Here is a 12726-nt window from a genome sequence, read left to right as displayed (position 1 = left end):
TATATATAAAGTAATCTCCTAAAATAGTATGCACGCCAATTCAAAGTTACGCAAGTACATAACAAAACCCCATCTGGGAAAATAACTTTCCTAGATGAGGTGTCATTAGTATTACACTGCTGTTTCCTCAGAAAACTGACTGTTGTACAAATCTGCATAAAAACCATTGTCTTCAAGCAGCTTATGATGTGTCCCTTGTTCAATAACTGTTCCTTGATCCATAACAATGATCAAATCAGCGTCACGAATTGTGGATAGACGGTGAGCGATAACAAAACTTGTTCGTCCTTCCATGAGACGGTTCATGGCTTGTTGGATGAGTAGCTCCGTCCGTGTATCGACACTCGACGTTGCTTCATCCAAAATCATGATAGGCGGATTTGCAAGAACAGCTCGCGCAATAGTGATCAATTGCTTTTGTCCTTGTGAAATATTAGAAGCTTCCTCATTTAAAACGGTGTCATAGCCCTCTGGCAATGTGCGGATAAAGTGATCAGCGTGAGCTGTTCGGGATGCCGTGAAAATCTCATCGTCCGTTGCATCTTCTTTACCGAACGCAATATTGTCTTTAATGGTCCCGTTAAAGAGCCATGTATCTTGCAATACCATACCGAACGTTTTCCGCAAATCTTCGCGCGAGAGCTGACGTGTATCGAGTCCGTCAATCGTAATTTTGCCACCATTCAATTCGTAAAAACGCATCAATAAATTAATCAATGTCGTTTTCCCGGCACCCGTAGGTCCAACAATAGCAACCGTTTGGCCAGGATTCACATCGATGTTCATATTTTTAATTAATAACTCTTCCCCGTAACCGAAATCGACCTGTTTAAACGCAACCGCACCTTCCGCACGTGATAAAGTCACTGCTGACACTTCTTTCACTTCTTCTTCCTCGTCAAGCAATTCAAAGACACGCTCCGCTGCCGCAACTGTCGACTGAATAACATTGGCAATATTAGCTGTTTGCATAATTGGCTGCGAAAATTGACGCGTATACGTAATAAACGCTTGAATATCCCCGATTGATATGGTGCGTTGTGTCACCAATATACCACCGACAACACAAATCACAACATAGCTTAAATTACTAATCAACGACATCATCGGCATAATAATACCTGAAATGAATTGAGCTTTTCGACCGGCATCATATAATTGTTCATTGACTTCATCAAATTCAGCGACTGATTTATGTTCATGGCCAAACGCTTTGACGACTTGATGACCTGTATACATTTCTTCAATATGGCCATTTAACTGACCGAGTGTCTTCTGTTGTTTGGCAAAGTGCTTCTGTGATCGTTTCAAAATGGGAAGAATCCCAAACATTGATAACGGTAAACTGACAAGTGCAATGAGTGTAAGTACTGGACTAATATATAACATCATTGCAAGAATCCCTACAATCGTCACAAAAGAAGTAATAAATTGTGTCAAGCTTTGTTGCAACGTACTCCCAATTGTATCAATATCATTGGTGACTCGACTTAATGTATCACCGACGGGATGACCATCGTAATATTTAAGCGGCAATTTCTCCAATTTCCCATTGACGTCTTCTCGCAAATCATAAACTGTCTCTTGTGCCACACTCGACATAATGTATTGTTGAATATAGCTAAACAAACTACTAATAACATAGAGACCACCTAATAAAAGGAGTAAATTTCCAATGACATGAAAATCGATTGCTGCTCCAGGCACACCTGTAAATTTACCATACGCTCCTTCAAATAATTCGGTAATCGCGTTCCCCATTATTTTTGGACCCACAACCGAGAATACTGTACTCAAAATAGCTGCAAACAATACAATAAGTAACTGATTTCGACGCGGTTTTAAATAGCCAATCAGGCGCCGAAGCGTCCCTTTAAAATCCTTGGCCTTTTGTTTACCCATCATCATATGTCCACCACCGCCAAATCCGACTTGGGCACCGCCTTGAGGGCGTGATTTTTTGTCCTCACTCATGCAGTTTCCTCCTCTGAGATCTGTGATTCAACAATTTCACGATAAACATGATTCGTTTCCAACAGTTCTTTGTGTGTCCCGATTCCAGCAATTTCTCCTTGCTCCAAGACGATGATTTGGTCGGCATCAATAACCGTACTGACACGTTGGGCAACAATCACAACCGTTGCGTCCTTTGTTTCAGCCTTCAACGCAGCTCGTAATTTTGCATCCGTTTTATAATCGAGGGCAGAAAAACTATCGTCAAAAATGTAAAGATCAGGTTGTCGAACGAGTGCCCGTGCAATGGATAGCCGTTGTTTTTGGCCACCCGAAACATTCGTTCCGCCTTGTGTAATCTCAGCCTCATAACCGTCTTTCATCTTGGTAATAAAATCTTCTGCTTGTGCAATGCGGGCTGCATGCTCGATTTCCACCTGTGTTGCATCTTGTTTCCCAAAACGAATATTTTCAGCAATCGTTCCCGAAAATAGCAATGCTTTTTGTGGGACAAAACCAATTTTCGACCGCACTTCTTCTTGAGACGATTCACGGATATCAACCCCATTAACGCGAATCGTTCCGGAAGTCACATCATAAAACCGTGGGATTAAGTTAATTAGCGTTGTTTTCCCAGCCCCCGTTCCACCAATAATGGCTGTCATCTGACCAGACTTTGCCGTGAAACTAATGGCTGATAATGCCGATTCTTCGGCTCCTGGATAGCTGAAGGTTACATTGTCGAATTCAAGTGTTCCAGGCTCCTTGTCTGCTTTTTTCGTCCCCTCATCCAAAAACGTCGGCTGCATAGCAAGTACTTCATTAATACGATTAGCTGATACCGAAGCCCGAGGGATCATGACAAACATCATCGCTGCCATCACAAGAGCGAACATAATTTGCATGACATATTGAATAAAAGCCATTAAATCCCCTATCTCCATGCCAGCGTTGTCAATGCGAATACCACCGAACCAAATAACACCAACAACCGTTAAGTTCATTACCAGCATCATCACAGGCATTAAAATCGCCATCACTTTATTAACCTTGATAGACACTTCTGTTAAATTCTTATTGGCTTTTTGCAAACGAACTTGCTCTTGTTTTTCATGATTAAAAGCACGAATCACACGAATCCCTGTTAAATTTTCACGCAACACAAGATTCAAGCGATCCAGACGCGTTTGTACCTGTTTAAAAAGTGGTACCCCTTTATAAAGAATAAATAGGACAGAAGCAATTAAAACAGGCATCGTTGCCACAATAATTAATGATAACTTTGCATCCTTAGACACCGCCATGATTAAACCACCGACAAACATAATAGGCGCGCTAACAACCATACGTAGCATCATAATGACCACTTGCTGCACTTGCGTAATATCATTCGTTGTTCTGGTAATCAATGAGGCCGTGCCAATTTCATCAAAATCTTGCAAAGAAAAACTTTCGACATGTCTAAATACTTTCCTACGAATATCACGACCAAGCCCCATAGCAGCCTGTGCAGAATAGTAGCTTGCAGTAATCGATGCAGCCGCACCTAATGCCGTCACTAGCAGCATGACGCCTCCGATTTTCCAAATGTACGGGATATCTCCGATAATGACCCCTTTGTCAATAATATCTGCCATCAGCTTCGGTAAAAATAAATCCGATAGGGATTGAATGAAAACAAGTCCAAGGATCGCAACAACAATCCATTTATAGACGGATAAATTCTTCAGTAATTTTATCATTCCCCAGACTCCTCTTATTCTATAATTTAATTTCTCCCTTAGGTATGCAAAGTAACTGTAAACATGGTACCTTCATCGACAGTGCTCTGAACATCAATGGAGCCTTTGTGCATATCGATAATTTTCTTCGTAATGGACAAGCCGAGCCCACTGCCACTGAGCTTGCGATTCCGTGATGGATCCGTCTTATAAAAACGCTCAAATAGATGCACTAGATGTTCTTCCGCTATGCCGATTCCTGTATCTATAATCTCGACAATCGCCTCATTGTCACGCTGGTAAAGGACAATTCTGAGTGTCCCCTCATTCGGAGTGAACTTAATGCTATTAATAATGAGATTAATCCATACCTGACTCATCAGCTCTTTATCGGCAGTGATTATCACTTCATCCAATACAACATCCAGCTCTAGCGATTTCGCAAGCCACTGTGGTTCGCAGGATAATAAAATGTCACGGAGTTGTTTATCCAATCGATAAGGGACTGGCTCAAAGGGATGATGCAGCGATTCGATGGATGTCAGCTTCAATAAGTTATCGCTTAGACGAGCTAATCGTAGGCTTTCTGTCTCAATAATCCCTAAATAATGCTCTCGTTCTTCAACTGTTAAATGATTTTGCTTTAACACATTGGCAAAACCATTAATGGAAGCAAGAGGTGATTGAATTTCATGCGAGACATTCGAAATAAATTCTTGGCGCATCTCCTCTATCTGATTCAACTCAAGGGCCATTTCATTTATGCCATCTACGATTCTGCCAAGGGGGTGATTTTTTTTATGTTCGAATTGATTGGCTAATTGGATGGTATAATCACCTTTGGAAATTCGCTTCATAGCGTCAATCATTGAAGTGAAAAAATCCATTTGTCTTCGAGGAGCGAGTCGTGAAAATGTCCACATTGTGACCATCATCAGTAAAATCATAGCAATTAACATCAGTAAACTTTTAAAGTAATCATTTACCAGTAGGTTCATCCATGTGATAATTGCATAGGACAGCGACCAATTCATTAGTAGAAATGCAAACATTATTACTGTCCGAAATATTTTCTTCATTCCATTACCTCCAGGCGATAGCCTAATCCACGAATGGTGCTAATTTTAAAGCTACAAGAGACTTCTGGGAAACGCTCGCGCAGCCGATTAATATGCACATCAATTGTTCGGTCTGTTCCTTCGTAATCATAACCCCAAATATCCTCAATGAGCTGCTCGCGTGAAAAAGTTTTACCTGGATAACTTGCTAATTTAAACAGTAGTTCAAATTCTTTTAATGGCAATTCAACAGGTTGACTGCCCGACAGTACTTCAAATGTTCTGCGATTCATCAGTAGTTCGCCGACTTGGACAGTTTGCGAAATGGCAATGCGATACCGTTTTAGTAACGCCTTTACCCGCGCGACGAGTTCTGTAGGCTCAAATGGCTTCACCAGATAATCATCCGTTCCCAGTTCAAATCCTTTCACCTTCTGTGTAGTGTCCCCTTTAGCTGTCAGCATCAGCAAAGGAATATCATACTGCTTACGGATTTCACGACACAGTTCCCATCCGTCCATATTGGGCATCATGATATCCAATATGACAAGATCTGCTTTAAATGACTCTAGGGCTGCCAAAGCTTCCACTCCGTCACATGCTTCTACAATTTCAAAGCCTTCTGGTCGAAAAAAAAGTCCGACCAGCTCCCGCATATGTGGATCATCATCGACAATTAATATTCTCACCATGTTCCCCACCCGCTTTCCTCACTGGCAACCGCTAGATTTCTGCAATACGTTCATTCTAGAATAACTATGTTAACTCAATATAAACAATCAGTAGTTAATTTCATTAGCTCAAATTGCAGCTCTTTAAGGTATCCAAATGAAAAGGAACGAAAACGCACCTGACTAATGCAGGTGCGTTGTGGTTTACTCATATGTAATTGCATCTTCATCCTGAATATGAACACCGTTTTTCAAATAAACTGTCGTTCGTAACATTAGTGTACGTTCCTCATCTTCCATTTCCCATCGCTCGTCGGGTACCATTTCAAAAGGTATCATCCATGTTTCCTTCGATTTCATATCGCTCATCATTTCAATCGATTGCTTCGCGATAATATCTTCATCTACTACCGATCGTTTTAATAAAGCAATTTCGATATAATCGACAAGCTCTTCACTTGCTTCCCCTTCGATATAAATCGTACCAGAAAGCGTTTCGCCGAATGCAACGTTCGGCCCATCAATATTTGTATTTACGTTCATTTCCTTATATTCAATTGTGGACATAAATTGCCTTACCATATGTCATTCCCCCGATTCCTGACTTTCTGCCATTTCATACTGCATATTTTCAGTTGCTACATATTTATTATACCGCAATTTAAACAATTTAAATAAATGATTGACGACCACTTTTAATAATGCATACCCTGGTATTCCAAGAACTACTCCAGCAACTCCAAATAGCGAACCTGCAGTTAACAATACAAATATAATAGTAATTGGATGAACTTGTAGTGATTTCCCCATAATTTGTGGGGAGATGAATTTCCCTTCAACAAGCTGAACAATCGTCCAGACGATTGCCAACTTAATCAGCATAAACGGTGATGTAACAATAGCAATAATCACTGCTGGCGTGATAGCAATCAGCGGTCCAAGGTACGGAACAACACTTGTAAACATTGCAAGTACGCCTAGAAGTAGCGCATATTCCATATCAATAATAAAGAAGCCAATAGATACCATAATCCCAATACAAATCGCGACCAAGATTTGTCCTTGAATGTATGAACTAATTTGATGATCCGACTCACGAAGAATGAGCGTTGCTTCCTTGCGCATACGAGGCGGCAGCATCTTCACAAAAAATCGAGGCAATTTTTCCCCGTCTTTCAAAAGATAAAACAAGATAAATGGGACTGTTATAATGGCAAGAATAATTCCCGTAAAAGCGGAAATGAACGAAGTGATACCACTCGCAATTCCGCCAATCGTATCCGTGAAAAACTTCCCAATATCTCCTTGACTCGTTTCAAGAATCGTATTGATATTAATATCCAGTCCTTCATAATAGGAAGCAAAAATAGAGGTACGTAAAAACGTATCAATATTTAGTAATAATTGACTGAAATAAGTTGGAAATTCTTCAACAAGATTATGAAATTGCTCTTTTAGAAAAGGTAACACCAGAAAAACTAACGCCGTAATTAGTCCAATTGCTCCAATTAATAAAATGAGAATTCCCCAGATACGTGGTATTCGCATTTTTTCGAGTAAACGTAATAATGGTCTGAGTAAGTAGTAAGCAATTGTAGCAAGAATGACTGGTAATACAACCGTCGAGAAAAAGACAGTAATCGGATAAAATATAAAAGAAATTTGATTGAACAGGAGAATGATTAGACCGATTAGTAAGATTGAAACGAGGACGAACAATGTACTTCGTCCTCCAAGAAAGCGAATTATATTTGATGTTGCGCCACTTTCCTTGTTGCTCACTTTATCTGCCGTCGATTGTTGCTTTCCACTAAGTCCCATTGACATCCCCTACTTTCGTTAAAAATAGACTATTAATCGAGCTGCATATTGATAAATTTTGTGATTGCAGCTTTATTTTTTTCAATATCCAACTCGATGACAGAGCCGGCATGTGCATAAGAGTTGAATGAATACGAACCTTCTATTGGAACAGTCATCGTTTCCACATCTGCTCCTTTTTTCATCAGAAGGGAGAGAACACGCGAAATTTCATCTTTTGTTGTCAAATCTGTATTGATGAATCCGGATAGTGCACCTGCAAGCTTTGGTATATGTGCAATCATACCTGGCCGCAATACCTCGTCTTTCATCGCTGAAATGACTTCTTGTTGTCTAGCTACTCGTCCAAAATCACCTTCTGCATCTGCGCGGAAACGTGCATAACCAAGTAACTCTTTGCCATTCAATTGTTTTTTACCAGGCATCAATGTGACACCAATTTTTTCAGACATTTCTTTTTTGACGTCAATTTCTACACCATCCGGAAAGGCAATGTCAACAATCGATTCAAAGTTTTTGAAATCAACAATAGCATAATGGTGAATAGGAACCCCAAACATACCTGTTATCGTATCCTTAATGGTCTGTACTCCGTTAAGGTAATAAGCAGTATTCAGTTTGTATGATTTATAACCAGGAATGTCAGCGTAAATATCACGCATAAACGAAATGACACGTATCATGCCTTCACTCTTATCCCAAGATAATACCATCATCGTATCCGTCCGCGAATTGCCGCTACCATCATCATCAACGCCGAGTAGTAAGTAATTTTCAATCGATGTATATTTCGGATCCACCGCATCTCCTTTAAATGCTCCTGGATTAATGCCGTTATCCTTCGATAGCGATTTACCCGCATTATATTGAATAAATGAATAGAGTCCAGCTGCTATAAAGCATAGTGTCGCTATTGTAAAAATGACCCGACCAAGGCGAAGTTTTTTCTTTCTTCTTCTTTTGGGTATAGGTCCTTCATAATGTTCATCCATTTGATTGATTCCTCCAAAATATGATCTCCCTAATTAAGACGTACGGGAAGCGTCTTGGTTGCGTATGGTTGTGACCATTATACCATGATAGACGATTTTGACGATTCCTTTAGTTATTACGGTTTAGTTTATTTCAAAAAAGGAGATTCACGGCGTATTCCCCAATTCGTCCTGTAGGTCATTGCATATGCTACACAGATGTACGGAACGAAAGGCGGTGTACAATATGGGACGCGAATGTCATGGAGGCGAATCTAATTCATTTTCTTTGATTGTAGTATTATTCATTCTTTTAATTATTATCGGTGCAAGCTTTCTTTACTAATCAAACTTGCTCATCCACTCTCAACCGCTCACGAGTACCCTTATACTGTAAGAGCGCAAAATTTGCGCTCTTATTTTCATGAAATTATTCGGGGTATGCTATAATTCTAGTATGTATAAATGAAAGGAGATGTTCGCTATGACTGAGAAAACAATTGAAAAAGCCGTGTTTGCCGGTGGTTGCTTCTGGTGCATGGTAAAACCATTCAAAGAGTGGGATGGTATCCATGATGTCGTGTCTGGTTATATGGGCGGACATGTCGACAACCCTACATATGAAGATGTCAAAAAAGGAGATTCTGGTCATTTGGAAGTTGTCGAAATCACTTATGATCCTGCCGTTTTTCCTTATGCCAAACTACTCGACGTATTTTGGCAGCAAATTGATCCCACAGATGCCGATGGTCAATTTCAGGATCGTGGACACTCGTACTCAACAGCGATTTTTCATCACACAGACGAGCAGCGTCAAATCGCTGAAACATCTAAAAAACAACTTGACACAAGTGGTACTTTTTCAAAGCCAATCGTTACCCCAATCCGACCAGCAGAGACGTTTTACCGCGCGGAGGAGTATCATCAGGATTATTATGTGAAAGAAAAAGAACATTACGAGGAAGATCGTGCGCGCTCTGGTCGCGATGAGTTTATTGACAGTCATTGGGCTTGAATTACAATAATGGGTAAGGAAAACGGTGTAATTTGCTGATTTCCTTACCCATTATTTAGTTATCACTTAAAATTATTTCACTACAAAATGCTGTATATGGGGCTGTGATTTTTGTAGTGAGGCACGCAAACATACCGGATGTAAATCAACCTGATCCAACCCCTCAAGAGGTATCCATTGAAAAATTAAACGCTCACCTTCAATGCCATAGAATGGTTTTTCATCAAAGGACGCAAAATTTTTCTTGGCTGTTACATCATAATAAAAACCAATTTCATGAAAATCCCTTTCACGATATTCAAAGAAGTTCTCAATGACCAAGGACATTCTGTCAATCTGTATGTCAATCCCCAATTCTTCACGAAACTCTCTTCTCAGGCTACTTTGCGAATCCTCCGCAATGGACACCCTTCCCCCAGGCAGTGACCAATTTGACTCGTTGACATCACGATGCAACAAAACATGCCCATTTTCTATCCAAATCCCCGCTACACGATAATTAAAGACGGCTTGTTCTGTTTGAAAAACGACATCCATGCATTTCATCTCCTTTTGATTCATTTTGTAACATAGTTTTTGCGATATGCTCACAACTCTACAATTGTACAAATGAAAAGACACCTGCTAGGAACTTAGAAAGCTTGTTCCAAGCAAGCATCGTTTTGAAAAGTTTAAAACGATTCATAAAATACAATATCTTCGCGAACTAACATTTTTTTCTCTTCTGGCTTTTCAATCGGAAAACCAAGCCCTAGAATCGCGACAACTCTACGATCTGACGGGATATTTAGAGCCTCCCGTGCGTATGTTTCACGAATTCTTGATTCTTCTACATCCTCCGAATGATAGACGGCACCAAAGCCTACACCAAGCTGTAAATCTGCTGCAGTTAGCCATATAAATGCCGTCGCAATCGAAGCGTCCTGTAGCCAATACTTACTAATATCTGGTCGACCCGTCACAACAATTGCTGCTTGTGCCGTAGCCATCCATTTTATGAAGGGAGTCGTTTTTTCTAAATGATCCAGTTTTTCACGATTTTCTATGACGATAAATTCTCGAGATGCTAAATTATTCCCCGAAGGCGCATAATACGCAGCATCTACAATTTGATCCAGTAGCTCTTTGGGAATTTTTTTCGCTTGAAAACTCGTAATCTCACGCCGTGAACGAATAACATCTAAAACAGACAACTAAATCCCTCCTATTCAGATTGGTAAAGTATCTTCCAACTTAATTATATAGATAGCTCCGACTATTCACAATGACTAGGAACTGAAAAATTTAAAGTGCACGCTGCTCTATTTGTTGTGTAATCAATAACCTAAAGTTTTCGCTGAATAAGCTCTCCGGTGTTTGACGTCCAAATTTCCTAATATTCACTGTGCCATTATTCACTTCATTGTCTCCCAGAACAAGCGTATAGGGAACCTTATGCAATTGAGCTTCTCTGATTTTATAACCTAGCTTTTCATTTCGGTCGTCAATGTCTACCCGAATCCCTGCGTCTCTTAACATAGACCGTACGCTTAATGCATAATCCAAATGAATACTCGAAACAGGGATAATTTGTACCTGCACGGGTGCAAGCCAAATTGGGAAAGCACCTGCAAAATGTTCGATTAATATACCAAAGAAACGATCGATGGAGCCAAAAATCGCACGATGAATGACAACTGGACGCACCTTTTCATTGTTTTCATCAATATACGTCAGGTCGAACTTTTCAGGCATTTGGAAATCGAGTTGAATTGTTCCGCATTGATGGCTACGACCTAGCGCATCTTTAATATGGAAGTCGATTTTAGGTCCGTAAAACGCACCGTCCCCTTCATTCAGTTGATAGTTAATCTCTAAATCATCCAAAACAGTGCGCAACGCATCTTCCGAATCATTCCACATCTCGTCACTTCCAAGAGACTGCTTTGGCCTTGTTGACAGTTCAACCGAATAGTCAAAACCGAAAGTTTGATACATCTCATCAATCAAATGAATTACCTGCTGAATTTCGCTTTGGATTTGGTCCTGCCTCACAAAAATATGCGCATCATCTTGGCAAAATGTTCGCACGCGTAACAATCCGTTTAGCGCACCGCTAAATTCATGGCGATGAACCTGACCAAATTCAGCCATTCGAATCGGCAAATCACGGTATGAATGAAGGCTATTTTTAAAAATCAGCATATGCCCTGGACAGTTCATCGGCTTCATCGCAAATTTTACGTTTTCCACCTCTGAAAAATACATATTCTCATGATAATGATCCCAGTGGCCTGATTGCTCCCACATCCGTTGGTTCATCATGAACGGCGTGCGAACTTCGGCATAGCCTGCTTTCGTTTGAACAGCGCGTGAAAAGTTCTCTAGTTCTGTACGTATCACCTGCCCATTTGGTAAATAAAAAGGCATGCCTGGCGCTTCCTCAGAGAACATGAATAATTTCAATTGCTTTCCTAGCTTTCGATGATCCCTTTTTTCCGCCTCCTCCAAAAACGATAGATGCTCATTCAAATCCTTATTTTTCAAAAACGCAATGCCATACACTCGCTGCAACACTTGATTGTCGCTATCCCCACGCCAATAAGCACCTGACACATGTGTGAGCTTGAATGCTTTTATCCCTCCAGTTGACGGAAGATGTGGTCCGCGGCAAAGGTCTATAAATTCCCCTTGTTGATAAAGAGATATTTTCTCGTCCGCCGGAATGTCTTTTAACAACTCCAATTTAAACAATTCACCACGCTGCTCAAATAGTTTTTCAGCCTCTTCATATGTGACTTCCATTCGCTCGATTGGTAAATCTTCTTTGATAATAGCTTGCATTTCTTTTTCAATCATCGCTAAATCATTGTCATTGAGGTTAGTTGGTAATTGAAAATCATAGAAGAATCCGTTGTCAATCACAGGCCCAATGCCTAACTGCGAGTCACCATATAGTCTTTTAACTGCCTGCCCTAACACATGTGCAGTTGTATGTCTTAACATCTGGAGTCCTTCATCCGAATCCTTCGTAAACAATGTGATTTCAGCATTTTCCTCAATACAATGTGATAGATCACATAGTTGCCCATTTACTTTTCCCGCCACAACATTTTTTCTCAAGCTTGAACTTATGGATTGTGCAATATCCGCTACTGTAATGCCTGACGGAAATTCCTTTCGGCTACCATCTGGAAATTGAATCTCAATTTGTTTGTCATTCATCTTCAAAACACCCCATCTAATTTTTTGTATAAAAAAATACCCGTCCCAAAGAAAGGGACGAGTATAGCTACCCGTGATTCCACCCAAATTTCTAACACCATCCAACAATGGCGTTAACTCATGGCGCTGTAACGTAGCATTAACGGTAGTAGCTACTTGATTTCACTAATACAGCTCGAAAGGGGTAAATTATTTTCTGTGTTAGGAAGTTCTCAGCACTACTTCCCTCTCTGGAAACCATCAAAATAATTCATGTCTTCGTCATCGCTTTTATCGTTATTTAATTATATTTCTATACAAATAAACACACCC

12 protein-coding genes are annotated in these 12726 nt (G+C 40.2%); 2 read left to right on the top strand and 10 right to left on the bottom strand.

The genetic code is table 11. The annotated features are described in order from the left end of the window. Window positions 1-111: 111 nt before the first annotated feature. From MKZ10_RS10945 to MKZ10_RS10915, 7 genes are all read right to left on the bottom strand, one after another. Window positions 112-1974 carry an ABC transporter ATP-binding protein gene (locus tag MKZ10_RS10945; RefSeq protein ID WP_342504991.1) on the bottom strand — a complete coding sequence of 621 codons (1863 nt, stop codon included), beginning with the start codon at window positions 1972-1974 and terminating at the stop codon, window positions 112-114. Next, entirely contained in the window at window positions 1971-3695 is a 1725-nt protein-coding gene (locus MKZ10_RS10940) for an ABC transporter ATP-binding protein (protein ID WP_342504990.1), read from the bottom strand. Before MKZ10_RS10940 ends, MKZ10_RS10945 begins: the two co-directional genes overlap by 4 nt. 38 nt (window positions 3696-3733) lie before the next feature. Continuing rightward, window positions 3734-4753 (bottom strand): HAMP domain-containing sensor histidine kinase, encoded by a 1020-nt coding sequence (locus MKZ10_RS10935; protein ID WP_342504989.1) that lies wholly within the window; start codon window positions 4751-4753, stop codon window positions 3734-3736. Next, a complete protein-coding gene (locus MKZ10_RS10930) occupies window positions 4750-5424 on the bottom strand; it encodes a response regulator transcription factor (RefSeq protein ID WP_342504988.1) in 675 nt (224 codons plus the stop codon). Before MKZ10_RS10930 ends, MKZ10_RS10935 begins: the two co-directional genes overlap by 4 nt. A 183-nt stretch (window positions 5425-5607) precedes the next feature. Next, window positions 5608-5985: a sporulation protein gene (locus MKZ10_RS10925; RefSeq protein ID WP_342504987.1), complete on the bottom strand. Its 378-nt coding sequence runs from the start codon at window positions 5983-5985 to the stop codon at window positions 5608-5610. Between the two features lie 3 nt (window positions 5986-5988). Then, complete coding sequence (locus MKZ10_RS10920) at window positions 5989-7224, bottom strand: AI-2E family transporter (protein ID WP_342504986.1); 1236 nt, start codon at window positions 7222-7224, stop codon at window positions 5989-5991. Window positions 7225-7256: 32 nt separating this feature from the next. Then, window positions 7257-8216 carry an LCP family protein gene (locus MKZ10_RS10915; protein WP_342504985.1) on the bottom strand — a complete coding sequence of 320 codons (960 nt, stop codon included), beginning with the start codon at window positions 8214-8216 and terminating at the stop codon, window positions 7257-7259. Window positions 8217-8442: 226 nt separating this feature from the next. On the opposite strand from MKZ10_RS10915, the gene MKZ10_RS10910 reads away from it, so the two are divergent. Together MKZ10_RS10910 and msrA are read left to right on the top strand one after the other, a co-directional pair. Continuing rightward, entirely contained in the window at window positions 8443-8541 is a 99-nt protein-coding gene (locus MKZ10_RS10910; protein ID WP_342504984.1) for a YjcZ family sporulation protein, read from the top strand. Between the two features lie 138 nt (window positions 8542-8679). Then, the gene (msrA, locus tag MKZ10_RS10905; RefSeq protein WP_342504983.1) at window positions 8680-9210 is read left to right on the top strand and encodes a peptide-methionine (S)-S-oxide reductase MsrA; all 531 of its coding nucleotides are present in this window, start codon (window positions 8680-8682) and stop codon (window positions 9208-9210) included. Between the two features lie 72 nt (window positions 9211-9282). On the opposite strand, the gene MKZ10_RS10900 is transcribed toward msrA, so the two are convergent. From MKZ10_RS10900 to thrS, 3 genes are all read right to left on the bottom strand, one after another. Beyond that, window positions 9283-9747: an NUDIX hydrolase gene (locus MKZ10_RS10900; RefSeq protein WP_342504982.1), complete on the bottom strand. Its 465-nt coding sequence runs from the start codon at window positions 9745-9747 to the stop codon at window positions 9283-9285. A gap of 134 nt (window positions 9748-9881) precedes the next feature. Beyond that, complete coding sequence (locus MKZ10_RS10895) at window positions 9882-10403, bottom strand: nitroreductase family protein (RefSeq protein ID WP_342504981.1); 522 nt, start codon at window positions 10401-10403, stop codon at window positions 9882-9884. 91 nt (window positions 10404-10494) lie between these two features. Then, window positions 10495-12414, bottom strand: a complete 1920-nt coding sequence (thrS, locus tag MKZ10_RS10890; RefSeq protein ID WP_342504980.1) for a threonine--tRNA ligase — start codon at window positions 12412-12414, stop codon at window positions 10495-10497. Between the last annotated feature and the right edge of the window lie 312 nt (window positions 12415-12726).

The organism is Sporosarcina sp. FSL K6-2383 (assembly GCF_038618305.1).
GTDB lineage: Bacteria > Bacillota > Bacilli > Bacillales_A > Planococcaceae > Sporosarcina.
Note: the sequence above shows the minus strand (reverse complement) of the source record. Positions and strands in the feature narration are given on the sequence as shown.

Excerpts from the sequence above, each read along its gene's own strand:
- msrA (WP_342504983.1), top strand. The coding sequence starts at position 8,680 with ATGACTGAGAAAACAATTGAAAAAGCCGTGTTTGCCGGTGGTTGCTTC.
- MKZ10_RS10940 (WP_342504990.1), bottom strand. The coding sequence starts at position 3,695 with ATGATAAAATTACTGAAGAATTTATCCGTCTATAAATGGATTGTTGTT.
- MKZ10_RS10935 (WP_342504989.1), bottom strand. The coding sequence starts at position 4,753 with ATGAAGAAAATATTTCGGACAGTAATAATGTTTGCATTTCTACTAATG.
- MKZ10_RS10925 (WP_342504987.1), bottom strand. The coding sequence starts at position 5,985 with ATGGTAAGGCAATTTATGTCCACAATTGAATATAAGGAAATGAACGTA.
- MKZ10_RS10945 (WP_342504991.1), bottom strand. The coding sequence starts at position 1,974 with ATGAGTGAGGACAAAAAATCACGCCCTCAAGGCGGTGCCCAAGTCGGA.
- MKZ10_RS10900 (WP_342504982.1), bottom strand. The coding sequence starts at position 9,747 with ATGGATGTCGTTTTTCAAACAGAACAAGCCGTCTTTAATTATCGTGTA.
- MKZ10_RS10910 (WP_342504984.1), top strand. The coding sequence starts at position 8,443 with ATGGGACGCGAATGTCATGGAGGCGAATCTAATTCATTTTCTTTGATT.
- MKZ10_RS10920 (WP_342504986.1), bottom strand. The coding sequence starts at position 7,224 with ATGGGACTTAGTGGAAAGCAACAATCGACGGCAGATAAAGTGAGCAAC.
- thrS (WP_342504980.1), bottom strand. The coding sequence starts at position 12,414 with ATGAATGACAAACAAATTGAGATTCAATTTCCAGATGGTAGCCGAAAG.
- MKZ10_RS10915 (WP_342504985.1), bottom strand. The coding sequence starts at position 8,216 with ATGGATGAACATTATGAAGGACCTATACCCAAAAGAAGAAGAAAGAAA.
- MKZ10_RS10930 (WP_342504988.1), bottom strand. The coding sequence starts at position 5,424 with ATGGTGAGAATATTAATTGTCGATGATGATCCACATATGCGGGAGCTG.